General features: G+C 71.2%; 24 protein-coding genes and 2 pseudogenes. 12 read left to right on the forward strand and 14 right to left on the reverse strand.

All coding sequences use genetic code 11. The features are described from left to right. Positions 1–10: 10 nt before the first annotated feature. The 4 genes from AMK26_RS24375 to AMK26_RS37410 all read right to left on the reverse strand — a co-directional run bounded on the left by AMK26_RS24375 (position 11) and on the right by AMK26_RS37410 (position 4,597). The gene (locus AMK26_RS24375; RefSeq protein ID WP_073756833.1) at positions 11–457 is read right to left on the reverse strand and encodes an SRPBCC family protein; all 447 of its coding nucleotides are present in this window, start codon (positions 455–457) and stop codon (positions 11–13) included. A 2,059-nt stretch (positions 458–2,516) separates the two neighbouring features. Further along, positions 2,517–3,305 carry a putative protein N(5)-glutamine methyltransferase gene (locus AMK26_RS24380; protein ID WP_073756834.1) on the reverse strand — a complete coding sequence of 263 codons (789 nt, stop codon included), beginning with the start codon at positions 3,303–3,305 and terminating at the stop codon, positions 2,517–2,519. A 186-nt stretch (positions 3,306–3,491) separates the two neighbouring features. Further along, a complete protein-coding gene (locus tag AMK26_RS37405) occupies positions 3,492–3,989 on the reverse strand; it encodes a MarR family winged helix-turn-helix transcriptional regulator (RefSeq protein WP_073756835.1) in 498 nt (165 codons plus the stop codon). Then, entirely contained in the window at positions 3,986–4,597 is a 612-nt protein-coding gene (locus tag AMK26_RS37410) for a type 1 glutamine amidotransferase family protein (protein ID WP_073756836.1), read from the reverse strand. The genes AMK26_RS37405 and AMK26_RS37410 overlap by 4 nt, the downstream gene beginning before the upstream one ends. A gap of 207 nt (positions 4,598–4,804) precedes the next feature. On the opposite strand from AMK26_RS37410, the gene AMK26_RS24395 reads away from it, so the two are divergent. From AMK26_RS24395 to AMK26_RS24405, 3 genes are all read left to right on the forward strand, one after another. Continuing rightward, on the forward strand, positions 4,805–6,169 hold the full coding sequence (locus tag AMK26_RS24395; protein ID WP_073756837.1) for an aspartate aminotransferase family protein: 1,365 nt from the start codon (positions 4,805–4,807) through the stop codon (positions 6,167–6,169). A gap of 66 nt (positions 6,170–6,235) precedes the next feature. Next, a complete protein-coding gene (locus tag AMK26_RS24400) occupies positions 6,236–6,910 on the forward strand; it encodes a GntR family transcriptional regulator (protein WP_073756838.1) in 675 nt (224 codons plus the stop codon). Positions 6,911–7,053: 143 nt separating this feature from the next. Further along, the gene (locus AMK26_RS24405; RefSeq protein ID WP_073756839.1) at positions 7,054–7,704 is read left to right on the forward strand and encodes a hypothetical protein; all 651 of its coding nucleotides are present in this window, start codon (positions 7,054–7,056) and stop codon (positions 7,702–7,704) included. Positions 7,705–7,724: 20 nt separating this feature from the next. Here the strand turns inward: AMK26_RS24405 and AMK26_RS24410 are convergent, their stop codons facing one another. Beyond that, a complete protein-coding gene (locus AMK26_RS24410; protein WP_073756840.1) occupies positions 7,725–8,474 on the reverse strand; it encodes an SLATT domain-containing protein in 750 nt (249 codons plus the stop codon). A 284-nt stretch (positions 8,475–8,758) separates the two neighbouring features. Here AMK26_RS24410 and AMK26_RS24415 point away from each other — a divergent pair, with 284 nt between their 5' ends. The 7 genes from AMK26_RS24415 (at position 8,759) to AMK26_RS24445 (ending at position 15,395) form a co-directional block, all read left to right on the forward strand. Beyond that, positions 8,759–9,100: a YbaB/EbfC family nucleoid-associated protein gene (locus tag AMK26_RS24415; protein ID WP_073756841.1), complete on the forward strand. Its 342-nt coding sequence runs from the start codon at positions 8,759–8,761 to the stop codon at positions 9,098–9,100. 91 nt (positions 9,101–9,191) lie between these two features. Further along, complete coding sequence (gene recR / locus AMK26_RS24420) at positions 9,192–9,791, forward strand: recombination mediator RecR (RefSeq protein ID WP_064067261.1); 600 nt, start codon at positions 9,192–9,194, stop codon at positions 9,789–9,791. After that, the gene (locus AMK26_RS24425) at positions 9,784–10,443 is read left to right on the forward strand and encodes a DUF5063 domain-containing protein (protein WP_073756842.1); all 660 of its coding nucleotides are present in this window, start codon (positions 9,784–9,786) and stop codon (positions 10,441–10,443) included. Before recR ends, AMK26_RS24425 begins: the two co-directional genes overlap by 8 nt. 330 nt (positions 10,444–10,773) lie before the next feature. Next, positions 10,774–12,045, forward strand: a complete 1,272-nt coding sequence (locus AMK26_RS24430) for an aspartate kinase (protein ID WP_073756843.1) — start codon at positions 10,774–10,776, stop codon at positions 12,043–12,045. Positions 12,046–12,052: 7 nt separating this feature from the next. Further along, the gene (locus AMK26_RS24435) at positions 12,053–13,111 is read left to right on the forward strand and encodes an aspartate-semialdehyde dehydrogenase (RefSeq protein WP_073756844.1); all 1,059 of its coding nucleotides are present in this window, start codon (positions 12,053–12,055) and stop codon (positions 13,109–13,111) included. Between the two features lie 317 nt (positions 13,112–13,428). Continuing rightward, positions 13,429–14,148 (forward strand): SigE family RNA polymerase sigma factor, encoded by a 720-nt coding sequence (locus AMK26_RS24440; RefSeq protein WP_079277785.1) that lies wholly within the window; start codon positions 13,429–13,431, stop codon positions 14,146–14,148. A 65-nt stretch (positions 14,149–14,213) separates the two neighbouring features. Next, entirely contained in the window at positions 14,214–15,395 is a 1,182-nt protein-coding gene (locus tag AMK26_RS24445) for a hypothetical protein (RefSeq protein WP_338015595.1), read from the forward strand. A gap of 381 nt (positions 15,396–15,776) precedes the next feature. Here the strand turns inward: AMK26_RS24445 and AMK26_RS24450 are convergent, their stop codons facing one another. The 5 genes from AMK26_RS24450 to AMK26_RS24470 form a co-directional block, all read right to left on the reverse strand. Continuing rightward, positions 15,777–16,592 carry an SURF1 family protein gene (locus AMK26_RS24450; RefSeq protein WP_073756846.1) on the reverse strand — a complete coding sequence of 272 codons (816 nt, stop codon included), beginning with the start codon at positions 16,590–16,592 and terminating at the stop codon, positions 15,777–15,779. A gap of 31 nt (positions 16,593–16,623) precedes the next feature. After that, the gene (locus tag AMK26_RS24455) at positions 16,624–18,435 is read right to left on the reverse strand and encodes a S9 family peptidase (protein ID WP_073756847.1); all 1,812 of its coding nucleotides are present in this window, start codon (positions 18,433–18,435) and stop codon (positions 16,624–16,626) included. A gap of 39 nt (positions 18,436–18,474) precedes the next feature. Next, the gene (locus AMK26_RS24460; RefSeq protein ID WP_073756848.1) at positions 18,475–18,960 is read right to left on the reverse strand and encodes a hypothetical protein; all 486 of its coding nucleotides are present in this window, start codon (positions 18,958–18,960) and stop codon (positions 18,475–18,477) included. Between the two features lie 91 nt (positions 18,961–19,051). After that, a complete protein-coding gene (locus AMK26_RS24465; RefSeq protein ID WP_073756849.1) occupies positions 19,052–20,935 on the reverse strand; it encodes an alpha/beta hydrolase in 1,884 nt (627 codons plus the stop codon). Between the two features lie 9 nt (positions 20,936–20,944). After that, positions 20,945–21,400 (reverse strand): hypothetical protein, encoded by a 456-nt coding sequence (locus AMK26_RS24470; RefSeq protein WP_241838044.1) that lies wholly within the window; start codon positions 21,398–21,400, stop codon positions 20,945–20,947. A 299-nt stretch (positions 21,401–21,699) separates the two neighbouring features. On the opposite strand from AMK26_RS24470, the pseudogene AMK26_RS36385 reads away from it, so the two are divergent. After that, a pseudogene (locus AMK26_RS36385) lies at positions 21,700–21,816 on the forward strand (SAM-dependent methyltransferase); the annotation flags it as partial. A 5-nt stretch (positions 21,817–21,821) separates the two neighbouring features. Here the strand turns inward: AMK26_RS36385 and AMK26_RS38740 are convergent. Next, a pseudogene (locus AMK26_RS38740) lies at positions 21,822–21,898 on the reverse strand (SAM-dependent methyltransferase); the annotation flags it as partial. Positions 21,899–21,970: 72 nt separating this feature from the next. Then, positions 21,971–22,450, reverse strand: coding sequence for a DUF7144 family membrane protein (locus AMK26_RS24480; protein WP_443333185.1), 480 nt, complete (start codon positions 22,448–22,450; stop codon positions 21,971–21,973). A 309-nt stretch (positions 22,451–22,759) separates the two neighbouring features. Between AMK26_RS24480 and metG the strand changes: the two genes are divergently transcribed. Further along, positions 22,760–24,481 carry a methionine--tRNA ligase gene (gene metG, locus AMK26_RS24485; RefSeq protein ID WP_073756853.1) on the forward strand — a complete coding sequence of 574 codons (1,722 nt, stop codon included), beginning with the start codon at positions 22,760–22,762 and terminating at the stop codon, positions 24,479–24,481. Between the two features lie 174 nt (positions 24,482–24,655). On the opposite strand, the gene AMK26_RS24490 is transcribed toward metG, so the two are convergent. Together AMK26_RS24490 and AMK26_RS24495 are read right to left on the reverse strand one after the other, a co-directional pair. Further along, a complete protein-coding gene (locus AMK26_RS24490) occupies positions 24,656–25,228 on the reverse strand; it encodes a hypothetical protein (protein ID WP_073756854.1) in 573 nt (190 codons plus the stop codon). 79 nt (positions 25,229–25,307) lie between these two features. Continuing rightward, entirely contained in the window at positions 25,308–25,757 is a 450-nt protein-coding gene (locus tag AMK26_RS24495; protein ID WP_073756855.1) for a DoxX family membrane protein, read from the reverse strand. Between the last annotated feature and the right edge of the window lie 150 nt (positions 25,758–25,907).

Below are 25,907 nucleotides of genomic sequence, written 5' to 3' on the forward strand. Positions count from 1 at the left end.
CGCTTCTCGCCTAGGCGCGCCGTTCGAGCAGGTCCTTGAGGTGCTGCTCGTTCCTCGGCAGCTCCTTCTTGACCTGCGGGCGGACGACCAGCGGCACGATCACCTTTCCGATCCCGTGCGTCTCGAAGTCCAGGTCCAGCGTCACGCGCGACCGCTCGCCGTCGCCGATCGGCTCGACCGTCCCGTGCACATGACCCCGGACGGGGCCGTCGATACCGTCCATCCGGAAGCTTCGCGGAGGGTCGTACTCGCGCATCTCCATGGTCATCGGCATCTGCCGACGACCGATCTGCCGAGTCACCCTGACCCGCGAGCCCACGCCCACGGGGGCGTCCCCTACCGGGGTGGCCGATACGGCGCTCTCCTGCCATTCGGGCAGGTGGGAGGGGTCGGTCATGTAGGAGAAGACGTCCTCGGGACGACGCGAGATCTCGACGCTCTGCCTGATCGCGGACATGTCGCCCCCTTTCGGGTGATTCCTACGATCAACCCTACTCGGCCGCGCCCGGCGGGTAGGCGTGCTGTTCATGGTGGGCGTGTGGGCTCGCCGTGTCCCGGGGGTGGGCGTGCTGGTCATGGTGGGCGTGTGGGCCGCCCTCTCTCCGAGTGTGGCGGGCTCCGGCGGCCCCTCAAGGGCGCTCCCTTCGGTCGCGTCGGCTTCGCCGATGGGCTTCGCCCACCCTTGACCGGCCGCCTCCGCCCGCCTTTTCCCACTCGGAGGGCGGCCCGGGGGAACGGGCCCACGGGGGGGGCGCCCTGCGGTGCGGGGTTCGTGGCCGAGGCGACCCGGCCGGGGCAGGCGCGGCAGTGGAATGGGGCGGCGCGGCTTGGCTAGGCGGCTGGCGGCCGTCTGTGGGTTGCGGTACAGGACCTCGCTTCGGTGGGTGGTGGGTGCGCGGCAGTGGCATGGGGTTTCTGGGGTCGGCTCGGCGTCTGCGGGTGGGTGAGGGGTCGGGGTTCAGGCGGGTGGCTGGGGTGGGTGCGGGGCTGGGCCTGGGTGTTGCCCCGCCTGGCGGCGGGGGTGGAGGCGTGGGTGTGGGTGGGCGGCTGGCTGCCCGGCTGCCCGGCCGGTCGGCTCGCGGGCCCGGTCGGGGGCCTGTGCCGCCCGTGGTTGCTCCCGGGCACCTCACCGGCCCCGCCTGCCCCACAGGGGAAGCCCCACCCGTCCCCTTGGTCACAGTGGTGCCGGGGTCGGGGAGTTGTGGGCGGTGTGGGACACCTCCCCGCCGTGGTGTCGGGGGCTGTGGGTGTCCGATCCCGCCCACAACTCCGGTGAGGCGAGACGGGTGTGACTGGAGGGGGCGGAGGGGCCCGCCCGGTGGGTCCGATGACGTGTCCGGGGCCCTGGGGGCTGCCAGGGGAAGGGCGCGCCCCAGGAGGGTGCCGGACAGGAAGTCGGCTGGGCCTCGCCCTGGTCCCTGACGGGGCATGACGGCCGTCGCTTGGCGCCTCGCGGGCGTGGCGTGCCGGGCTCGAGAGTCCCAGGGACCCCGCCTGCCCCACCAGGACGCCTCACTGGTCCCCACCGTCACACCGGTATCGGGGCTGGGGTGTTGTGGGCGGCGTGGGACACCTCCCGGCCAGGCGCATCCGGGCAGGGGTGTCCGATCCCGCACACAACCCCGGGGGGCTGTCACGGCTGTGACTGGAGGGGCCACCCCTTCCCGGGCTGTCCCGGGTGGGGGAGCAGCGGGGCGGCCGGACCGGCCCCGGCCCGCGCCCGAGCCGGAGACCGGACCACGCCGGGAGCTTCACCGTCCCGGGGCCCGACGTCCCCGCCGTGCCCCCGGCCGGACAGGGCAACACCCGGGCCCAGCCCCGCACCCACCTCAGCCACCTGCCTGAACCCCGGCCCCTCACCCGCCCGCAGTCGCCGAACCCAGCCCAGAAGCCCCATTGCACTGAGGCGCACCCACCACTCACCGGAGCGAGGTCTTGTGCCGCAACCGGAAGACGGGCCGCAGCCGCTTAGCCGAGCCGTCACCGCCCCATTCCTCTGCCGCGCCTGCCCCGGCCGGGCCGCCTCGGCAACGAGCGCCCGGGAAGGGGCTGGCCCCCCGGGATGCCTGCTCCCGGGGCCGCCCTCCGAGAGAAAACGCGCGGGCGGAGGCGGCCTGTCAAGGGTGGGCGAAGCCCATCGGCGAAGCCGACGCGAAGCGCCCTTGACAGGGTGCCGGAGCCCGCGACTCTCGGGTGGGAGGGCGGCCCGGAACGGTGACGAGTACCGGATGGCCCGCCCCTGGGGCGTGGGTTGGGGGTGCCGGAGCCCGCGACTCTCGGGAGGGAGGGCGGCCCGGAACGGTGACCAGTACCGGACGGCCCACCCCCCGGGGGGCGTGGGGTGGGTGCCGTTCAACGCGTGTCTCGGCACCGTGAGTTACGTGCTGGTGCCCGCGCTCGGCGAACGTACCTGGTCCTTGCCCGGCGCCGACCGCCGCCGACCGCCGCCGATCGGTTCGTGCGCCCCGTGCTGCTCCACAGCACGCTGATCGCCGGCCGGCGGTCCGGCGGCTTGGCTACTCCCGGGTGCCTATGACGACCGTGGCGTACAGGTCCTCGCAGGTCACCACGCGCGGGGTGAGGCCGTCGGCGGCGACGACGGCCGTGGCGGTGGATGCCTGGCGCTCGCTGGTCTCGAAGAGCAGGCTGCCGCCCGGCCTGAGCCATGCCGCCGCCTCGGCGGTCACCCGGCGCAGCACGTCCAGCCCGTCCGCGCCGCCGTCCAGCGCGACGCGGGCCTCGTGGACGCGGGCCTCGGCGGGGAGCAGCTCCACCTCCTCGGTCGGTACGTAGGGAACGTTGGCGAGCAGGACGTCGACGCGGCCCCGCAGCTCGTCCGGGAGCGGCTGGTACAGGTCGCCCTCGAATACCCGCCCCCCTGCTGCCGTGACGTTCCGCCGGGCGCACCGTACGGCCGCCGGGTCGATGTCGGCCGCGTACAAGTCGGCACCGTCCAGGGCGGAGACGAGGGCGGCGCCCAGCGCGCCCGTGCCGCAGCACAGGTCGACGACCACCGCTCCGGGCGGGGCGAGGGACTCGGCCTGGGCGACGAGGAACTCGGTGCGGCGGCGTGGCACGAAGACGCCCTCGTCGACGGTGATGCGCAGGCCACGGAACTCGGCCCAGCCCAGGACGTGTTCGAGCGGGTGCCCGGCGGCGCGACGCGCGACCATCGCGTCGAGTTCGTCGTCGGTGCGGGCGGTGGACAGGAGCAACTCCGCCTCGTCCTCGGCGAATACGCAGCCAGCGGCGCGCAGCCTGGTGACGGTGGTGGAGAAGGAGAGAGGAACCGGTGTCGCGGACATGGGAAGCGGAAGCCTTTCGGGACGCCTGTGGGCGCTCCCGCGTGACTCGGTGACCTGTGTCCGTGTCCTACGAGCCGTGGGAGGGGAGAGCCCGGCCTGACCTGGCGTTGATGGGTCTCACCTCCTCGGTGGGTCTCCTGCTGAAGACGACAACACTACCCGACCGCCCTTCCCGTACCGGCCGTGTCAGCCGCTTCCCGTCGGGTCAACCGGCCCGGCCGCAGGGATCGGTGACGCCGTGACGGTGTCCATCACCTCCGACAGCCGCTCCAGTACTCGTGCCGTCTCGGCAAACCCCTCCTCGCCCAGCTCGGTGGCCAGGCGGGCCGCCAGTTCGGCGTGGGCGGGCTCTATGCGGGCGACCGTCACCCGGCCCAGGTGCGTCGGTGCGAGGAGCTTGGCGCGGCGGTGGGCCGGGTTGGGCAGGTACTCGGCCAGGCCCTCGTGGACCAGCAGGTCCGCGATCCGCTGCACGCTCTGCCGGGTGATGCCCATCGTGCGGGCGATCCCGGAGACCGGCAGCGGTTCGGACAGCACGGCCCCGAGGACCTGCCACCACGCGGCGGTGAGCCCGGCCGGCCTGGCCAGTTTCTCCGATACGGCGAGGAACTGGCCGTTCAGCCGGAAGACGCCGAGCGCCGTGCGGCTGAGCAGCTCCTGGAGGTCCTTTTCGAGACGGGTCACGAGTTCAGTTCCTCGAAGGCGGCCGGGTCGGAGTCGTGGAACAGCCGGTACCAGGCGTCCAGCTTCGTACCCTCGAAAGCGCCCATCTTGCCGAGGACTTCGCGGGCGAAGGCGACTGGCTCCGTCGGCCCGGCGGTGATCAGGTCGCCGTCCGTGACGGCGTCGGCCTCCACGTACCGATCGCCGCCCTTGTAGCCGGTGGCCGCGAGGTAGAAGGAGACGGCGCTGGTGTGGTCGCGGTCGTCCAGCAGCCCCTCGCGCGCCAGGCCGGCGGTCGCGCCGCATATCGCGGCCACCGGCACTCCCGCGTCGAGGAACGTCCGCGCCTTCGCGGCGAACGGCGCCAGGTCGTCGCCCGCGTCCCACAGGTCGCCGCCCGGGAGGATCAGCAGCGCGCTGTCCTCGGGTCGCAGGTCGGTCAGGGCCAGGTCGGGCGTGATGCGCAGTCCGCCGATGCTGGTCACCGGGTCGGTCGTGGGGCCGACCGTGCGGATGTCGTACCCGCTGCGCGCGAGCCAGGCCGTGGCGTGTCCGGTCTCCCAGTCGGCCAGCGTGTCGTAGACGGCGAGATGGACGGTCTTTCCCGGGGCGGGGGTGGTGCCGGACATGGTGGCCTCCTGAGCCCGTGCGTTCGGTCGTTCAGCCGTTCAGTCGTTCAGCCGTTCGTTGACGATGACAGAATGCTGTCACATCGACAGAATGCTGTCAACATCCTTTCTCGCGCGCCCACGCCCGACACCCTGCCGACCCCCGCGCCTTCCGGCATACAAGATGGCCATACCGGCGCCCACCAGCGCGTCCTTACCCTGGGCGGCATGACCCCTCATCCCGCTCTCGCCGATCCCGAGGCCGGTGCCGCCGTCAAGGCCGCCGACCGCGCGCACGTGTTCCACTCCTGGTCCGCCCAGGGCCTGATCGACCCGCTCGCCGTCGCCGGCGCCGAAGGGGCGTACTTCTGGGACTACGACGGGAACCGCTACCTCGACTTCACCAGCGGCCTCGTCTACACCAACATCGGCTACCAGCACCCCAAGGTCGTCGCCGCGATCCAGGAGCAGGCCGCGAAGATGACGACCTTCGCGCCCGCCTTCGCCATCGACGTACGCTCCGAGGCCGCACGCCTCATCGCCGAGCGCACCCCGGGCGACCTCGACAAGATCTTCTTCACCAACGGCGGCGCCGAGGCCGTCGAGAACGCCGCCCGGATGGCCCGGCTGCACACGGGCCGCCCCAAGATCATGAGCGCCTACCGCTCGTACCACGGCGCCACCTCCACCGCGATCAACCTCACCGGCGACCCGCGCCGCTGGGCCTCCGACACCGCCTCCGCCGGCGTCGTGCGCTTCTGGGCGCCGTTCCTCTACCGCTCGCCGTTCTACGCCGAGACCGAGGCGCAGGAGTGTGAGCGGGCCCTCCAGCACCTGGAGGACACCATCGCCTTCGAAGGGCCGGGCAGCATCGCCGCGGTCATCCTGGAGACCGTCCCCGGCACTGCCGGCATCATGACCCCGCCGCCCGGCTACCTCGCCGGCGTACGTGAGATCTGCGACCGGTACGGGATCGTCCTCATCCTCGACGAGGTCATGGCCGGCTTCGGCCGCACCGGCGCGTGGTTCGCGGCCGACCACTTCGGCGTCGTGCCCGACCTGCTGACCTTCGCCAAGGGCGTCAACTCCGGGTACGTGCCCCTCGGCGGCGTCGCCATCTCCGCCGAGATCGCCGCGACCTTCGACAAGCGCCCCTACCCCGGCGGCCTCACCTACTCGGGCCACCCGCTCGCCTGCGCCGCCGCCGTCGCCACCATCCAGGTCATGGAGGACGAGAAGGTCGTCGAGCAGGCCGCCCACCTCGGCGAGAACGTCCTCGGCCCCGGCCTCCGCGAGCTCGCCGAGCGCCACCCGTCCGTCGGCGAGGTGCGCGGCCTGGGCGCCTTCTGGGCGCTGGACCTCGTCCGGAACAAGGAGACGCGCGAGCCGCTCGTCCCGTACAACGCGACCGGCGAGGCGAACGCCCCCATGGCGGCCTTCGGCGCGGCCTGCAGGAAGAACGGCCTGTGGCCCTTCATCAACATGAACCGCACCCACGCCGTCCCCGCCTGCAACATCACCGAGGCGGAGGCCAAGGAGGGCCTCGCCGCCCTCGACGCCGCCCTCTCGGTCGCCGACGAGCACACCGCGTAACCGTCTCCGTACGCCCCCTCCGGCTGGCTTAAGGTGTCCGGAACCGGACGGAGGGGGCCAGAAGCCATGCCCGCGAGCGGAGCTGTCACCCGCAACACCCTGCGGCAGCAGATCGCGGACGCGCTGCGTGACGAAGTGCTCGCGGGCCGTCTCCAGCCGGGGCAGGAGTTCACGGTCAAGCACATCGCCGAGCAGTACGGGGTGTCGGCGACGCCCGTACGGGAAGCGCTGGTCGACCTCACGGCACAGGGCCTGCTCGATTCCGACCAGCACAAGGGCTTCCGCGTCCACCAGTTCTCCGTCGAGGACTACCGGGGCATGGTCGAGGCCCGCGCGCTCATCGTGGACGGCATCTTCCGCCGCCTGTGCGCCCATATGAACGCCGTCCACGGGGCGCCGCTGGTTTCGGTACGGCGGCGGGCGGAGGAGGCGGCGCGGGCGGCGCGCGCCGGGGACCTGGACGTCCTGATCGGGTACGACCTGCGGTTCTGGCGCGAGCTCAGCGGCTTCGTCGCCAACCGCTACATCGCCGACTTCCTGCACCGGCTGCGCGTCCAGGCCTGGGTGTTCGCGGTGCCGCACCTGCGCGCCGCCCGGGAGCCCGGCGCGTGGCTGTGGAAGGGCCACGAGGAGCTTGTCGACGCGGTCACGCGCGCCGACCCCGAGGCGGTGATGGCGGTCGTCGACGCGTACAACGAGCACTCGATGCGGTGGGCCGACCATCTGGACGGGCTGCGCTGACGGCTCGTGCCGCTCTTACCGCCCGTGCCGTATGGGTATGGGATGTGCACTCGAGCCGCGCATTAACCTGTCCCGACTGCCCGTCCCGACCGCCCGTCCCGACCGCCTGCCGTGAACGCGAACTGAAGGAGAGCGAGTCTCCCTTGGCCTGTGACCTGTGGTTGGTCCCCCTCGTCGACGTGCTGTGCCACAGCCCCGACAACCCCTTCGCCGAAGAGATCGCCGCGTACGACAAGGCCCTCACCGAGTCCGGCCTGCCGACCGTGCCCGTCTTCGCCTACATGCCGGGCCTGTCCGGCGACGTCGCGCCGGTCGCCGGCTTCGACTACGACGCCCTGCACTTCCTGCGCCGCGCCTACCTGCTGCAGATCTGCGGCCTCGCCGTCACGCCGGTCGACGAGCTGGGCGGCGACTACGAGCAGCTGCTGGAGATGTTCGAGTCGACGGCCCAGCAGTCGCACCTGGTGTGGCACTACGACCACGCGGGCGCGTACGTGCCCGTCGACTTCCCCGCGCCGCTGTCCAACGAGGAGCTGCTCGCGGGCGGCGGCCCGCTGGGCTCCGCCCAGGGCCTGCTGCGGGAGCTTGAGTACGTCGCCCCGTCGATCGGCATCGACCCCGCGAACCCCCCGGCCGCGCCGCACCCGCCGGAGCGGCCCACGGCCCTGGAGGAGCCCGCGGGGCCGATCCCGTACGACGAGAGTCCCTTCGCCCGCGAGCGCCATGTGTGGCTGGGGCTGCACGCCGCGGCGACGCGCAGCCTGGGTCAGGGCTCGATGATCATCTTCAGCTGATCGCGGCCCGGCCCACGGCCTCAGCGGGGCTCCGGCGGGCGCTGGCGCGGCATGTTGGGGCGGGTGCCGGGAGGGAGCGGAAAGCGGCCCGTAGGGTGGCCGCCCTCCGCCCGGGGCGGGGCGCACGACAGCGTCGACTGCATCACCAGCGGCGCCGGGCCGGACCGGAACTCCACCATCCAGTCCGCGGTCTCCGCCCGCATCAGCTCCGTCACGTCCTCGGAGAACCGCCGCAGCACCCCCAGGCACCGCTCCGCCGCCTCGCTCGCCGTGCCCTCCGTCGGGCCCAGCACCTCCCGGATGCTCTCCGCCGCCCAGTCGAACTGGAACGCCTGGAGCCGCCGCTGCACCGCCTGCGCCGTCGCCACGTCCCGCATCCACCCGGACGTGAACCCGAAGTACCGGTCGCAGGCCAGGCACGCGGCGCCCAGCAGCAGCGACACGTACCCCCACCCCGACGCCCCGTCCAGGGCGCCCGTCAGGTCCAGCAGCGGCAGCCCGGCGCCGGCGATCGCGCCCAGCGCCGTACCGATCCGCAGGGCCCGGGCGCCGCGCCGCTTCCAGAGGCGGTCCTCCAGGTACCACTCGGCCGTCCGCAGCGCCTGGCTCTCGACCCACCGGTAGAGCTCGTCCAGCCGTTCCGCCGGTTCGCCCCAGTCGCCGAGCGGAAACGGCCGCCCGGTCAGATCACCGCCGTGGCCGCCGTACCGGTCGTGGCTGTCGCCCTCCCCCCGGGCGGGGCCCCCGGGCTGCATCTCCGGCTGGCTCACCGGGGCACTCCTCTGCGCTCTGCGTGACAATCCGTATCGTGCGGGCGGTGCGGTGCGCGTGTGCGTACTGGTGCGCATGCCCTTTCCTACCGCCGAATGGTGGGCCAGAAGTGCGGAATCCCGGTATTTCCGCCCGCAAGAGCGTCTTGATCAGCTAGGGGGCACGAAGGGGGCGCGCCCGTTTCTCACTCGAAAGAGTGAGGCCGTGTGGATGGGGCACACCGTCCGGCGACCACGTAGGCTCGGCCTACCGAATACTCGTCGTCGAAATGCCAGGAGTGACCGTGATTCCCGGTGGTGGCCAGCCCAACATGCAGCAGATCCTCCAGCAGGCCCAGAAGATGCAGCAGGACCTCGCGCGCGCCCAGGAGGAGCTGGCGCGGACCGAGGTCGACGGGCAGGCGGGCGGCGGCCTGGTGAAGGCCACCGTGACCGGCGCCGGAGAGCTGCGCTCCCTGGTCATCGACCCCAAGGCGGTCGACCCGGAGGACACCGAGACCCTCGCCGACCTCGTCGTCGCCGCCGTCCAGGCCGCGAACGAGAACGCGCAGGCGTTGCAGCAGGCGAAGCTCGGCCCGCTGGCCCAGGGCCTGGGCGGCGGCGGCATCCCGGGCCTGGGCTTCTAGCCCTTCCGGTACGGGCGCCGGCGCCCGCCCTTCTAACCCGTACGCACAGCAACTACCGTAAGCATCACAGCACTCCACGAGAGGCGTTCCGTTGTACGAAGGCGTGGTTCAGGACCTCATCGACGAGCTGGGCAGGCTGCCAGGCGTCGGTCCCAAGAGCGCCCAGCGGATCGCCTTCCACATCCTGCAGGCCGAGCCCACCGACGTACGCCGCCTCGCCCATGCCCTCCTGGAGGTCAAGGACAAGGTGCGGTTCTGCGCCGTGTGCGGCAACGTCGCGCAGGAGGAACGGTGCGGCATCTGCCGGGATCCGCGCCGTGACGAGGCGGTCATCTGCGTGGTCGAGGAGCCGAAGGACGTCGTCGCGATCGAGCGGACGCGCGAGTTCCGTGGGCGGTACCACGTCCTCGGTGGCGCGATCAGCCCGATCGAGGGCGTCGGCCCGGACGACCTGCGGATCCGCGAGCTGCTGGCCCGTCTGGCGGACGGGACGGTCACCGAGCTGATTCTGGCGACCGACCCCAACCTGGAAGGGGAGGCCACCGCGACGTACCTGGCGCGCATGGTCAAGCCCATGGGCCTGAAGGTCACGCGCCTCGCCAGCGGACTTCCCGTTGGCGGAGACCTGGAATACGCCGACGAGGTCACGCTCGGGCGTGCGTTCGAAGGGAGACGACTCCTCGATGTCTGACGCCACACTGCACGCGCACTCCCTGGACCCCGACAGCTTCGCGGTCCAGATCGCCGACTCGATCGAGTCCTTCATCGTCGCCACCACGGAAGTGGCCAAGGGCGACGAGCCCGACAGCGCGGTCCCGTTCCTGCTTCTGGAGGTTTCCCAGTTGCTGCTCACCGGCGGCCGGCTGGGGGCGCACGAGGACATCATCCCGGAGGAGCGGTACGAACCGGACACGGGACCGGACCAGGACGTCGACGACCTGCGGATGCGGTTCGCGGCCATGCTCGACCCGGTGGACGTCTTCTCGGAGGTCTTCGACCCGTACGAGCCGCGCAAGGCGCCCGTGCCGTGCCGGATCTCCGACAACCTGGCCGACATCGTCATGGACCTGCGCCACGGGCTGGCCCACTACCGGGCGGGCCGCACCACGGAGGCCCTGTGGTGGTGGCAGTTCTCGTACTTCTCCAACTGGGGCCCGACCGCCTCGGCGACCCTCCGGGCCCTGCAGTCCTTGGTGTCCCACGTCCGCCTGGACCAGCCGCTGGAGGAACTGGACGGACTGGACACGGACGAGGACCTGACGGAGGAGGCGCTCGCGGAGGAGGCGGGCCGGGTGATGGCCCAGGAGATCCTCGGCCCGCTGGGGATGCGTACGGTCAAGTAGACCCGGCGTCGGGCTTCCGGGCACGGTCCGGCGCGCGTGGCCGGCGCGTGGCCTGTCGCCGTACTCCGGTACGTGACCTGCCACGTACCGCGGCGCGGGACCCGCGCCCTGCTCCGGCACGCGGGGCCCGCGACCTGCCCCGGCACGTGACCCGCCACACATTCCGCGTACGCCCCGTGGGGAGGGGCAGGCACAAGCCGAGCGGCCGTGGAGGCGCCCCCGCGATGATCACGTCGTGAGCGGGACATCTCACGATCTGATATGGCGGGGGCGTTTCCCGGCCGCTCGTTAGACTGAGCTGACCGCAAACGGACTGAGCGAGGAGCGCACGTGGGCCTTGTCGTGCAGAAGTACGGAGGCTCCTCCGTTGCCGATGCCGAGGGCATCAAGCGCGTCGCCAAGCGAATCGTCGATGCCAAGAAGAACGGCCACCAGGTGGTCGTCGTGGTTTCGGCGATGGGCGACACGACGGACGAGTTGATCGATCTCGCCGAGCAGGTATCCCCGATCCCTGCCGGGCGTGAGTTCGACATGCTGCTGACCGCCGGAGAGCGGATCTCCATGGCCCTGCTGGCCATGGCGATCAAAAACCTGGGCCACGAGGCCCAGTCGTTCACGGGCAGCCAGGCAGGCGTCATCACCGACTCGGTCCACAACAAAGCGCGCATCATCGATGTCACGCCGGGCCGGATCCGTACGGCGCTCGACGAGGGCAACATCGCCATCGTCGCGGGCTTCCAGGGCGTCTCCCAGGACAAGAAGGACATCACCACCCTCGGACGCGGCGGGTCGGACACGACCGCCGTCGCGCTCGCCGCGGCGCTCGACGCCGAGGTGTGCGAGATCTACACCGACGTCGACGGTGTCTTCACCGCCGACCCCCGGGTCGTGAAGAAGGCCCGGAAGATCGACTGGATCTCCTTCGAGGACATGCTGGAGCTCGCCAGCTCCGGCTCCAAGGTGCTGCTGCACCGGTGCGTCGAGTACGCACGCCGTTACAACATCCCGATCCACGTCCGGTCGTCCTTCTCGGGCCTCCAGGGCACGTGGGTCAGCAACGAACCGCGAGGGGACCGCAAGGTGGAGCAGGCCATCATCTCCGGTGTCGCCCACGACACGTCCGAGGCGAAGATCACTGTCGTCGGAGTGCCGGACAAGCCGGGCGAGGCCGCCGCGATCTTCCGTACCATCGCGGACAACGAGGTCAACATCGACATGGTGGTGCAGAACGTCTCCGCCGCGTCGACCGGGCTGACCGACATCTCCTTCACGCTGCCCAAGGCGGAGGGCCGCAAGGCCATCGACGCCCTGGAGAAGCAGAAGGCCCTCATTGGCTTCGAGTCGCTGCGCTACGACGACCAGATCGCCAAGATCTCCCTGGTCGGCGCGGGCATGAAGACGAACCCGGGTGTCACGGCCGGTTTCTTCGAGGCGCTGTCCGACGCGGGCGTGAACATCGAGCTGATCTCGACCTCCGAGATCCGCATCTCGGTCGTCACCCGTGCCGACGACGTCCAGGAGGCCGTCCGCGCCGTCCACACCGCCTTCGGCCTGGACTCCGACTCCGACGAGGCAGTGGTGTACGGAGGCACCGGGCGGTGACGAGCCGGTGACGAGCCGCAAGCCGGCGCTCGCGGTCGTGGGAGCGACCGGGGCCGTCGGTGCGGTGATGCTCCAGATCCTGTCGCAGCACGCCGACGTCTGGGGCGACATACGCCTGATCGCCTCCCCGCGCTCGGCCGGCCGCAAGCTGGCCGTGCGCGGGGAGGAGGTCGAGGTCCTCGCACTCGGCGAGGAGGCGCTGGAGGGCGCCGACGTGGCGCTGTTCCTGGTGCCCGAGGCCGTCGCCGCCCAGTGGGCGCCGATCGCGGCCGCCAAGGGCGCGGTGGTGGTGGACGCCTCGCCGGCGTTCCGGATGGACCCGGACGTCCCGCTGGTCGTTCCCGAGCTCAACCCGCACTGCGTACGCGTACGCCCGCGCGGGATCGTCGCGTGCCCCGGTGACACCACGCTGGCGCTGATCGTCGCGGTGGGCGCCCTGCACGCCGAGTTCGGTCTGAGCGAACTGGTCGTCTCCGCGTACCAGGCAGCCAGCGGCGCCGGGCAGGCCGGCGTCACCGCGCTGCGCGAGCAGCTGTCGCTGGTCGCCGGTACGGAGCTGGGCGCCTGCCCCGGGGATGTGCGCCGGGCCGTCGGCGACGACACCGGGCCGTTCGCCGCCCCCCTGGCGCTGAACGTGGTGCCCTGGTCGGGGGCGCTCCTGGAGGAGGGCTGGTCCTCGGACGAGCTGCGCATCCGGGCCGAGGCCCGCAAGATCCTGGACCTGCCGGAGCTGCGCGTGGCGGCGACCTGCGTACGTGTACCGGTCCTGAACGCCCACTCCGTCTCCGTACACGCTCGTTTCGAGCACGAGGTGACGGTCGCGCGGGCGCACGAGATCCTGGCGACCTCGCCCGGTGTGGTGCTGTACGACGATCCGGCGGCCGGGGACTTCCCGACGCCGGCCGACGTCGTGGGCACCGACCCGACGTGGGTGGGGCGGGTGCGGCGGTCGCTGGACGACGACCGGGCGCTGGAGCTGTTCGTCTGCGGCGACAATCTACGCAAAGGCGCCGCTTTGAACGCCGCTCAGATCGCGGAGGCCGTCGCCGCCGAGTTCTCGGCCTGATCTCGGCCTGATCTCCGCCTGATCTCGGCGTAATCCGCGATGATCGGATCGTCGGATCTTTGTAGGATCTGTGAACGCCCTGTGAGCAAGTCTTCGGTCTGTGCCACTTGAACTGGGGCGATGGCATGTTCGACGATGCTGTACCCCCTTGCCGCAACCGGTGGTCGGGCGGGAAGCGTCTATGCGGTCGCCCCTTCGTGGCGCCCGCCATTTCGGGGCATTGGGGAAGAGCGGGTACGCATGAGGGCAAACGACGCACCGTCAAAAGCGGCTGCGTGCGCGTACAACCCTGACGGGGGGAAGCGTGTCCAACAGGCGTGGCAGAGGTACTCGACATCACAGCGGTGGTTCCGCTCCGCACTCGCGGAGCAGGGACCGGCGGCGGGGTCGGCGTGGGCATGGGCGCGGTGCGCCCGCTCCGGCGGCCTCGTCGGCCCGGCGGCATGCCGGTGATCGCGCCCATGCCCGCCGCTAGGCGTACGACCCGTATCCCGTCCCAGCGTGGCGCCGAGACCGCCGAGAGCGCCGAGGCGACGCCGACCGCGGGTACGACCGTCGACCACCTCACCGAGACCTACCGCGCCCACTACCGGTCGCTGCTGGGTCTCGCCGCGCTGCTGCTGGACGACACCGCCTCGTGCGAGGACGTCGTTCAGGAGGCGTTCATTCGCGTCCACTCCGCGCGGAGCCGCGTCCGTGACCCCGAGAAGACCTTGGCGTATCTGCGCCAGACCGTGGTCAACCTGTCCCGGTCCGCGCTGCGCCGCCGCATCCTGGGCCTGAAGCTGCTCTCCAAGCCGATGCCCGACATGGCGAGCGCGGAGGAGGGCGCGTACGACCAGCTGGAGCGCGACGCGCTGATCAAGGCCATGCGCGGGCTGCAGCGCCGCCAGCGGGAAGTGCTGGTGCTGCGGTACTTCGCGGACATGACCGAGGCGCAGGTCGCCGAGACGCTGGGCATATCGCTCGGCTCGGTCAAGGCGTACGGGTCACGTGGCATAGCGGCGCTGCGCGTCGCCATGGAGGCCACGGCATGAGTTCTTTTGAGCGGTATGGGCCGGACGGGCCGTTGAACGAGAACGACCGGACTGGGAACGGAACTGTGAACAACGGCCACAACGGGCACAACAGGCCGGAAAAGAAGCTGTCGGATCTCTCGGATCATCCGGATGCCCCTGACGCCCCCGACGCCCCCGACGCCCCCGACGTCCCGGGCCTCCCGGACGCCGGTGAGCTGGGTGCCGACGAGCTGGCGCTGCGCCGGATGCTCCATGGCGCGGTGCAGGACCTGCGGCCCGCCGACGGCTCCCTCGACCACCTGCGCCGGGCGGTGCCCGCGCGGCGGGCGCGCAAGCGGCAGGCCCTGGTGGGGGCGGCCGCCGCCGCGCTGCTGTTCGGCACGGCGGTCCCGGCGTTCGTCCACGTCGCGAGCTCCGGCGGCACCTCCGACGACCGCCCCGTGAACGCCGGGCACGGCGAGCAGGTGCAGGGCGGCACGGGTGAGGAGACCGGCGGCGAGGCCGGACAGGGCGCGCCCAGCACCGCGGCAGGTCAGGGGACCGGCGGTGGCGGCAAGGACGGCGAGGACCCCGTGGAGAAGCCGGGTGAGCCCGCGGTCGGCACCTCGGACGGCACCGTGGGTGGCACGGCGGCACCGACCAGTTCGGTCCCGGAGAGCGTGCCGCTGTGCGAGGCGGCCCAGCTGGGTGTGGCCTCCGCGGCGGCCGGCCAGCCGGACGCGGAGGGCAAGGTGTACGGCACCTTCCGCATCGCGAACGTATCGGGCACCGACTGCTCGATCGCCGGCGCCGGAAGCGTCGCCTTCCAGGCGATGGGCGCGGCCGACCAGGCGAAGATCACGGTGGTCGCCCACGCGGCGGGTGACCCCGCGACGGGCCTGCCCGACCCGTCCCAGGAGGCACCGGCGCCGATGCTCCTCAAGCCGTCGGGCGCGTACGAGGTGAAGTTCGCCTGGGTGCCGAGCGAGACGTGCCCGGTGGACGGCGGCGGTGACGGCAGCGGCGGCGCGGGCGGCGGCGAAGCCTCGCCCGACCCGACCACGCCCACGGACGGTACGTCGTCGGCGGGCGCAGGCTCGGACGGTACGGGCCCGGCCGCCACGGAACCGCAGCTCGGCAAGGAGGACGACGGCACCGGCACCCGCGCGGAAGGCAGCGTCACGGTCACCCACACCGCGGAGCCGGGCGCCCCGTCGGCCGAAGCCGCCATCCCCAACGCCTGTGCGGGCACCATCTACCGGACGGGCCTGCTGCCGGTTCAGTAACGCGGCGGTTCGGCCCCAGCGCGAGGGCTCCCGGACGTGCCGGGGCGGCGGGCGGCCCGCCGGGAGGGCGCCGAGGCCGCCCTGGTCCGGGGCGGGGGAGCGCGCAGTGTGCCCGGTGGGCGGGCGCGGGGCGGGCGTTCGAGGGCGGTGGCCCCTGCGGGGTGGCCCGCTGGGGCGTGCGGAAGGTCTCCGTCGCTCCGGTGTGCCCGGCGCGACCACCGGCGTTTCACGCCCGGCCGCAGGGACCCGATTTGAGGCGCCCCAAGCCGAGCCCTCAGCGCCAAGCCCTCAGCGCCGAGCCCTCAGTGCCAAGCCCTCAGCGCCACCGCGCGCCGGCTCGGTTCCGGGCGCCGGCCCTGGGGAGGCCCCGGCGCCGTGGCCTCAGCGTGCGGCAGGCTCCGCTCCCGGCCGGGGCTCAGGAGCCGCCCCTGCCTCCGCCCCGGGCCGCAGGGGCGTGCCAAGGCCGAGGGCCTCGTCGCGCGCCTGCTCGGCCTCCCGGCGGAACAGGCGGAACCACATGAAGAGCACGAAGCCCGAGAAGGCGAACCACTCACCCGTGTACCCGAGGTTCTGGAACGCCTTCAGGTCCAGCCCGCTGCCCTCCGCGGCGGCAGCCGGGACCGGGGTGAGGCCCGCCGGGGAGTGCGAGAGGGTGATCCAGGCGTCGTAGACGTCGTCCTGGACGACATTCACCAGGGACGCCGCGCTGATCATGCCGACCTGGCCACGCGGAAGGGCGCCCGTCGCGTGCACACCCGCGCTGCCGGTGTGCTCGGACGCCTGGAGGGCGCCGGTCACCGTGACCGGGCCGGCCGGCGGGGCCGGGGCCTTGCCGCCGTCGGGCAGCCAGCCGCGTACGACCGGCAGCGACTTACCGCCCTCGGTGCGCAGCAGGGTCAGGACGTACGAGCCGTCCTTGCCGTCCAGTTCGCGTCCCGGGACCAGGAACTGATCCCCGTACCGCCCGGTCGCCGTGGCGTGGCGGCCGGAGGTCTCCTTGTCGACGGGCAGCAGCTCGTCGAGCGGCGCGGCCTTCACCGAACCCGGATCCGGCCGCCGCTCCGCCTCCTGGTGGGAGTCGACGCGGTCCTCGAACCTGCCGAGCTGCCAGGTCCCCATGAAGACGCAGAAGGGGATCGCCAGCACGACGAAGATGTTGATCCCCCACCAGCGGGGCGTCGTCAGGAACCGGTACACACCCCCACGGTACGGAACACTCCCACTTCCCCTACGCCCGGGTCCCGAGATACCTGGCCGCGAAGTCCAGTTCCAGCCGTACCTGCTTGATCCGTTCCTCCACCACGAGCGAGCCGTGCCCGGCGTCGTACCGGTACACCTCGTGCACCGCGTCCCGGGCGGCGAGCCGGTCCACGTAGTTGTCGATCTGCCGGATCGGGCAGCGCGGGTCGTTGACGCCCGCCGAGATGTACACCGGCACCCGCACCCGGTCCACGTAGGTGATCGGCGACGACGCCTCGAACCGCTCGGGCACCTCTTCCGGCGACCCGCCGAAGAGGGTGCGGTCGAGGGCCTTCAGGGCCTCCATCTCGTCGTGGTACGCCGTGACGTAGTCGGCGACCGGTACGGCGGCCAGGCCCAGTGCCCAGGCGTCCGGCTGCGTGCCGAGCCCGAGCAGGGTCAGGTAACCGCCCCACGAGCCGCCGGTGAGGACCAGCCGGCCGGGGTCGGCGAGGCCGGAGGTCACCGCCCACTCCCGTACCGCCGCGATGTCCTCCAGCTCGATCAGCCCGACCCGGTGCTTGAGCGCGTCCGTCCATTCCCGCCCGTACCCGGTGGAGCCCCGGTAGTTGACCCGGACCACCGCGTAGCCGTGGTCGACCCAGGCGGCGGGTGCCGCGGCGAACGCGTCGCTGTCGTGCCAGGTGGGCCCGCCGTGGATCTCGAACACCGTCGGCAGCGGCCCGTCCGCGACGCCCGCCGGCCGCTGCACGAGCGCGTGGATGCGCCCGCCGGGCCCGTCGACCCACACGTCCTCGACCGGCACCGAGGAGGGCGCCTTCATGCCGGGCGGTTCCAGGACGACGCCGCCCGCCGTGGACCGCACCACCGGGGGGTGCGCGGCGGACGACCACAGATACTCCACCGTGCCGTCCGGCCGTGCCGTCGCGCTCGACACCGACCCGGCGGGGGTGTCCACCCGCGCCAGGCGGCCCGTCGCGATCTCGTACCGCCACAGCTCGCTGCGCGCCTCGAAGCTGTGGACGACGAGCAGCCCGGACCCGTCCGGGTACCACTCCGCCGACACGTCACCGGGCAGGTCCAGCCGCAGCTCCGTCTCCGCACCGGACGCCACGTCCCACAGCATCGGCTCCCAGCGCCCGCGCCGCTGGTGCCCGACCAGCAGCCGGGTGTCCCCGTCCACCGGAGCGAAGCCGAGCACGGTGAGCCCCAGCTCCTCCGTCCCGCCCTTGGTGTCGTCCAGCTCGGCCACCACGGCCCCGTCCGGCCGGACCACCCGCAGCGCCGCGTGCATCGCGTCACCGTGCTCGGTGTGCTCGACCGCGATCAGCGTCCCGTCGTGCGACAGGTCACCGACCCCGGCCGACTCCCGGTGCCGGTAGATCTCCAGCGGCGACCGCCCGGGCCGTACGACGTGGATCGTCGAACCGTCCTCGTCCGTCGACCGCCCGACCACCGCCGTGCCGTCCCGCCCGATCGCCAGCCCCGCCGGATACGACGGCTCCAGCCCCGGCGTGGCCGGCTCGTCCTCCCCGCCCCCGAACGGCTGGCGCATCCACACGCCGAACTCGTCGCCGTCCGTGTCCGAGAACCACCAGATCCACTCCCCGTCCGGCGACAACACGCCGTCCGTCGTCCCGTTGGTCCGGTCCGTCACCTGCCGCTGCTCACCGGTGCCCCGGTCCCAGGCGTAAAGCTCGTACGTCCCGGTCGCGTTCGACACGAACAACGCCCTGCCCGGCGCGTCCCACGCCCACTCCGGCAACGACACCCGCGGCGCCCGGAACCGCTTCTCCCAATCGGGCATGGCCTGTGCCTGCGTATCTGTCGGTTCAGTCATGCGTCCATGTAACCCGATGGTCGCAGCGGCTCGTGCGGGTCACTTCTCCTGGTAGATGTCCGTGCCCTCGGGCGCGCGGTAGCAGCGCGAGGTGACATCGACACTGATCATGTCCTTGAGCGTGCCGGCTCTGTTGCTGAGCCACTCGATCGCGATGGTGTGATGGCTCGCCGTGTTCACGGCGATGATCTGCGGGTCCTTCGCCTTGGTCTTCGCCGGACCGTCCTTGGTGATCTTCCATCCGTTCTTGGGGAGTTGCACGCGCAGGTTCTGCATCGCCTGCTCGAAGGTGCCCTTGCGCAGGTCGTGGATTCCCCACGGGTGGTAGATCCTGTAGTGCGTCTTCAGGTCCGGATCCACCGCATCGCAGTGGGTGGCCGTCGCCCCCGACTGCGACGTGGTCCCCTCGACCCCCATCCAGTCCAGGACCCGGCTCGAGATGTCATTCACCTCGCGCTTGGCCGGGGCGATCTCTCGCACCTCGGGCTGGTAGCCGAGTACTTCCTCCGCGTTCTTCTCGTCCATGTTTCCACATCCAGCCATCAGTAGAAGACCCAATGCGACGCAGCAATGCACCGCCATTCGGTAGATGTTGGGCACCCTTACCGGCATTCCCTTACTCAAGGGCCACCCTTTCGTGGTCTCCGATGATGACAAGGGCCTGGTTCCGCAGGCTGAGGGACGCGTGACCCTCCTCGTCCATGTGCCAATAGCCGCTGTGGTCGTCCGAGTCGGTCCGCATGAGGTTCGCCCCGAACTCAGGGTCCGTCGGAACGACCCCATGGTCGCCCAGGCCCACCACGCGACCGATCGAAGGCACCTGGTCCTTCGAGGGCTCGGCGGCCATGGCCCACATGTGGCCCTTCTCCACGCCCAGGTCGGCGGAGTGGTCCACCTGCATGCCGGGACTTCCCACCGCGATGATGTCGTCCGCCTTCAGCGGACCGTCGAAAAAGCCCGGCGAGTAGGACTTCACGGCGTCGCCGATAAGAGTGGTGCCATAACTGTGCCCGATAAGGGTCGTGTGACCCTTTTCTCCGGTCGCGGTCAAGTGGGCCTCACGGTTCCCGTCGAGGAACGAGCGCAGGAGAGGGCCTCCTTCTTTCGCCTGGTCGTCGTACATCGCTTCGGGGAACAGCCCGCCCCCATCGGTGTACGGCTTCGCCGAGAGCGGGGCGTCATAGTCGAACCAGGTGATCGTCGACACCTTCTGTCCTGCCGAGAGGCTGTCACTGGCCCTCCACAAGACGTCGCCCCGCTTCAGATCGCCGCCGATGTCGGACAGCTTCGTACCCGTGCCCGGCACATAGATACCCGTGTGGTCCGCCGTGTCCGGGTTGCCGTTGGCCAGGATGACCTTCCCCTTGCCCATGCCCTCGGGGTCGAAGCCCAGGAGGTACGCTTCGGGGAGGCCGTCCTTGCCCGTCGCGTCGAAGCGGCTCTGGATGGCGCTCATCCCGTCCAGACGGCCCTGCAGCCGTTCCCTCTCCTCGTTCCACTTCTTCCACTCGTCGGTCTCCCGTTCCCCGATCGGGTCACCGCGAAGGGTGTACTTCATCTCGTAGCGCTTCGGCTCGCCCGACAGGTGCTTCTGGAGTGCGATGGCCGTACTGCTCTGCTCGTCGCGGAGCACCACGCGGTTGGCCTCGTCGCGGACCGTGGCCGGGAGACCGTCCATCGCACCGATCGTGGCCGCATTCAGCGAGAGGTAGCTCTCCTGCTCCTCCTGGGACAGGCCCTGCCACCATGCCGCGTTCTGCGCCGGACTGCCGTCCTTGGGCGGTGCCTCGATGCTCTTCAGGTAGTCCTTGGCGCCCGCGCGGACCCCACCCGTGTCGGCGTGAACGTCCGCCCAGTCTTCCTTCGAGACGGTCAGGTCGTCGTCGGCCTTCAGCGCGCGCAGCTTCGGTGCCCACCGCGCGTCCGCCTCCGTGGCGTCGGAGATCGCCTGGGCTATGCGGTTGGCGAACTCGACCGCCCGGCCGAAGTTCGGGTTGGGGTGGATGTTGGCCGCCTGCCGCTCCAGGGCGCTAGCCAGGTCGTTCGCGTCCCCGGCTGGGTCGATCGGGGCGGAGGATCCGGCTCCCTTGGCACTTCCGGTGACCGTGCCGCCCTCCGGGACCTTGCCGTCGACCTTCTCCCCACCGGCGGGATAGCGGACCGAACCGTCCGGCAGGACGGCGAAGTTGGCGGCCTCCGCGTCCGCGACGGCGGCGTCAAGTGCCTTCTTTGGGCCGGTCAGGTCCGCCGCGAGCGCGTTGAGCGCCGTGCTGATGAGACCGCACTCGACCTGCGTGTAGTGGAAGTTGGTGGCCAGGTCCCGCAGCTCTGCGGCGGCGGCGTCCAGGGCCTTGCCTTCAAGCTGCTTGCGCATGCCGGCGGTGATCTCGTTCTCGATCCGGTCCTTGGCCTTGCCGGCCATGTCGCAGGCCGCGCGGTACCCGTCCGCGGCCTCCTCGAACTCGGAGATCTTCAGGGCCTTGAGCGTCGCGTAGTCCATGGCCGCCGATCACCGGCCTCGGCTCTGGCCGCCGACGGCGGGAGTGTCCTCGTACGACTTGCCCAGCTTCGCGAACTCGGACTCAATCGCCTGGTCGGTCTTGAGCTGGTCGCTGCCGACCTTCTCCAGCAGGCTCTGAATGGCCCCGCACCTGCCGCTGACGTTCTCCATGTACCGCTTCCACGAGGTGTGCAGCTCCCGCTGGGCGGCCGCGCTCTGCAGAGCGCCGCTGCCGGTGGATCCCGCACCGAGGCCCTGCTGGGCGTCCTCCAGCTTGGTCAGGCCCTCCTTGATGGTGCCTCTCAGCGACCCGACGCCGCTTCCCGCCTTCGTCCAGGCGGCCTTACTGGTCTTGAGCCCGTCGCTTCCCTCGCCCCCGCCCCAGCCGTCGCCGTCCGCGCCGGCGAGGTTCATCCGTGCTGCGGCGTCCTGTTTGACATGAGTCCATTCGTCCGCGAACGTCACCCCGTACCTCCCGATTCGCGTTCGCCTGTGCCGTGAGCCCCCTTTGACCCACGTGACATGCCCAGTGCTCCAGAGCTGTCTTTCTATCAGTTGCGATCGCAAGTGGTCTTCGCAGGCTGGGTGACAAGAGCGGGCCCCCAGCGGTAGTTGGGCGCACACGTCGGTGACCTGGCGCGTACCGTCCGCCGCCTGCTTCCCCAGTCAACCCGGTCGCCACGACAATGCGCTCGCCGCGCCCCCAGCCTGTGGATAACCTCCGGCGCGTGTACTCCCCGACCATCGGTGAGGCCGGCAGCCCGCGGTCCCTCGCCGCCGGCATCGGGTTCACGCCCGAGCGGGCCGCGTTCGTGACCGCCGACGTGTACGACGCGGCCGAGGCGGTGCCGGACACCGCGTACGACATCGTCCGCGCGGGCACCTGGAGGAACCCGCCGGGCGCGACGAGCGACGCGGCGGTCCCGGCCGGCGGTCCACGTCAGGCAGCCGGTTGAGCGCCCCGCTCACCGACGTCCTGGGCTGGACGACGAGGCCGGCTCACGGCTCGTCCGCGACTGCTGCGCCGGCGGCCCCTCAATGCTTCATGGGCGCCACGGGAGTCGTGTCCTCGGCGCACAGCGCCCAGATGACGAAGACGGCGATCGCGATCGAGACGATGGCCCAGACCGGCTGGTACGGCAGCCAGATGAAGTTCGCGATCACCGCCAGCGCGGCCAGTGCCACCCCGATCGCCTTCGCCCACTCCGCCCCGCTGAGGATCCCCGCACCGATGGCGGCGACCAGCAGCCCGAGCGCCAGGTGGATCCAGCCCCACGCACTGACGCTGAACTCGAAGACGTACTCCCCCACGCGCCCATAGACGTCGTCCTCGGCGATGCCCGCGATCCCCTGGAGCATGCCCAGCACGCCCCCCACCATCAGCAGTACGCCGGCGAACATGGTTCCACCGGAAGCCCACCCACCCCCACCGCCGCCCCCGGCTTCCTGGTGAGCGGTGTGATGGGCATACGCGTGATGAACCGGGCCACTCGGCCCCTCGGACGGGTTGCTCATTCCCCGAGCGTCCCGCGCCCCCACCCACCCCGCGACCCCACCAAGCCCATCCGGGTGACGGGACTCGCCTGGCCGCCACCCGTCCCGGACGGCCGAGTTCCCTTTCGCGCTCCGCCGGGGCCGGCCGGAAAACCCTGGGGATGGAGAAACCCCCGCTTCGATACGATGGCGATGGCCTGTAGACCCGTTCCGTCACCATGTGTGACGTCGACGTCCCGGTGCGTGTGATCGCACCGGCTGCAGCCTCCCGACTTGGGTCCGCCGTGGCACTGTCACCGGCGCCGTACGCACGAAATGGAGCATCCCAGGATGGCTCGACACCTGATCACCAGCGCGCTTCCCTATATCAACGGGATCAAGCACCTGGGCAATATGGTCGGGTCGATGCTTCCGGCGGATGTGTACTCCCGGTACCTCCGCCAGCGCGGTCACGACGTCCTCTACATCTGCGCCACCGACGAGCACGGCACGCCGGCCGAGCTGGCCGCCAAGGAGGCGGGGCTCTCCGTCGCCGAGTTCTGCGCGCAGGCCCACGACGCGCAGAAGGCCGTGTACGACGGCTTCGAGCTGGCCTTCGACTACTTCGGCCGGAGCTCCTCCCAGCAGACCCGCGAGATCACCCAGCACTTCGCGCGCAAGCTCAAGGAGAACGGCTTCATCGAGGAGCGCGCGATCCGCCAGGTGTACTCGCCGGTCGACGGCCGCTTCCTGCCGGACCGGTACGTCGAGGGCACCTGCCCGCACTGCGGCTACGACAAGGCCCGCGGTGACCAGTGCGAGAACTGCACGCGCGTCCTGGACCCGACCGACCTGATCGAGCCGCGCTCCGCGATCAGCGGTTCCACGGAGCTGGAGGTCCGTGAGACCAAGCACCTGTTCCTGCTGCAGTCCAAGCTCCAGCACGAGGTCGAGGCGTGGATCGACGCGGTGAGCGAGAAGTGGCCGCACCTGTCCTCCTCCATCGCCCGCAAGTGGCTGACCGAGGGCCTGCACGACCGTGCGATCACCCGTGACCTGGACTGGGGCGTGCCCGTCCCCGCCGACACCTGGCCGGAGCTGGCCGCCGAGGGCAAGGTCTTCTACGTCTGGTTCGACGCCCCGATCGCGTACATCGGCGCGACGAAGGAATGGGCGGACGCGGCCCCGGACGGTGAGAGGCGCGACTGGAAGTCCTGGTGGTACGAGGCCGACGACGTCACCTACACCGAGTTCATGGCCAAGGACAACGTCCCCTTCCACACGGTGATGTTCCCGGCCACCGAGCTGGGTGTCCGTGAGCCGTGGAAGAAGGTCGACTTCGTCAAGGGCTTCAACTGGCTGACGTACTACGGCGGCAAGTTCTCCACCTCCCAGAAGCGCGGCGTCTTCACGGACGCGGCCCTGGAGGTCCTCCCCGCCGACTACTGGCGCTACTTCCTGATCGCCAACGCCCCGGAGTCGGACGACTCGTCGTTCACCTGGGAGCACTTCACCGCCACGGTCAACAAGGACCTGGCCGACACCCTCGGCAATTTCGTCAACCGCGTGCTGTCCTTCTCCCGCAAGCGGTTCGGCGACGACGTCCCGGCGGGCCGCACCGCCGGCGAGGCGGAGGCGAAGCTGGGCGAGGAGATCGCGCGTCTGCTGGCCGAGTACGAGGAGCACATGGAGGCGCTCCAGTTCCGCAAGGCCGCCGCCGCGCTGCGTGCCCTGTGGTCGGCGGGCAACTCCTACCTGGAGGAGAAGGCTCCCTGGCTGGAGATCAAGACGGATCCGGACGGCGCGGCGCTGACCCTGCGTACCGCGATGAACCTGATCCACCTGTACGCGGTCGTCTCCGAGCCCTTCATCCCGGCCTCGGCGGCCGCTATGCGCGGGGCCTTCGCGCTGGAGAACGACACCGCGACCTGGGTGACCGCTGAGCAGGCCAAGTCCCTGGACGCGGTCCCGGCCGGCACCGCGTTCACCGTGCCGCCGGTGCTCTTCGCGAAGATCACGGAGGAGGACCTGGAGTCCTACCGGGCGCGCTTCGGCGGTGCCCCGGACGCCTGACCGCGTCTCTGGTGCGGGGCGCCCACGCCGGCCGGTTCACGTCGGCGAGGCGCCCCGACACCCCCGGAGCGACCCCCGACACCCTCGGGGCGTCCCCCGACACCCCCCGAGCGTCCCCCGACACCCCCGGAGCCACCCCCGAGCACCCCCGGTGCCCCGCGCGTGCCCGAGCACTCAGGAGCTGTTGGGGGTGTCGCCCTGGCGACGAGCTGAGGGGAGCAGGAGGTCGCGCTCGGGGTGCTTCTCGCCGGAGACGCTGCCGTCCACGCCGAGGTCCCTGCGTGCCTGCTCGTGAAACTCGTTGATCGCCCGGAACGCAGCACGGTTCCGCTCGCGCCACTCCTCCAGCGTCCCGTCGACCTTGCCGTTGGCCTGCCAGTCGACCTGGAGGGCGACGGCGTTCAGCTCGTGCGCGGCCTCCACCACGTTGTCACCGGCGAGGAGCATGATCCGCTCGAAGGCCCGGCCCCGGGTCCGGCCGGCCTCCGACATCTCGGCCAGCAGCTCCTGGTCGGACTTGTCCCGCTCCCGGAGGCCCTCGCGGCACTCATAGAGGTGGACCGCCAGGAAGACGCAGGCGCGGACGCTGTCGATGTAGTGCTCGTACGCTTCGAGTTTCCTGCCGTCCCAGCGAGTCACCAGTTCGTGCTTCTTGCGCTGGCGCTCCATGGCGTACGTCGTGAGGTGGGTGGTCAGCGCGCCCAGCAACACCGCGGCGATCGTGACCCACTGCTCGGCGCTCCCCATGCGTCCCCGTCCCCCGGACATGATGCTGATTCAGGTGTCCAGAGGATATTAGGAGTTGCTGTCCGAGGTGCGGCCCGTACTAGCCGAAAATTCCCAGGCCGCTGTCCAGTGACCACGTCTGCCATCCCATGCCGAAGAACGCGACGGCCGAGATCAGCGCCATCATCAGGTTCTGTCCCTGCTCGCCCCAGTCGTGAATCATCAGGATCAGGTAGATCAGGTTGAGGATCAGCCCGGCGATCAGCGCGATCGGGGTCAGGAAGCCGAGGACGAGCCCGAGGCCGAGGGCCAGCTCCGCATGCGCGACGAGGTGGGCCATCAGGCGCGGGCGGGGCTTCACGACGCGGTCGAAGCCCTGGCGGACGAAACCCCAGCGGTGCTCGGCCGCCACCCCCGCCGCCCAGCGGATCCCGCCGCCGGCGAACCAGTCCTTCTTGTCCTTGTGGCGCCAGCTTTCCAGCCACCACAGGCCGAGGCCTATCCGAAGAACCGCTGTCCACTCGGCTCCGTCGAGCCAGATCGTCTGCATCGAGGGCCCTCCCAGAATTGTTCTGACGGATCGTCAGTTCAGCGGAACGGCGCTCGGCTGACAAGGGGTACCGCCGCCCCGCCCGGCCTTGCCGCTTACGGGGCCTGCCCATAACCTGGATCTGATGGATCGTCAGATCCTTGTCGGGAG

Origin of the sequence: Streptomyces sp. CB03234 (assembly GCF_001905885.1) — a bacterium.
GTDB lineage: Bacteria > Actinomycetota > Actinomycetes > Streptomycetales > Streptomycetaceae > Streptomyces.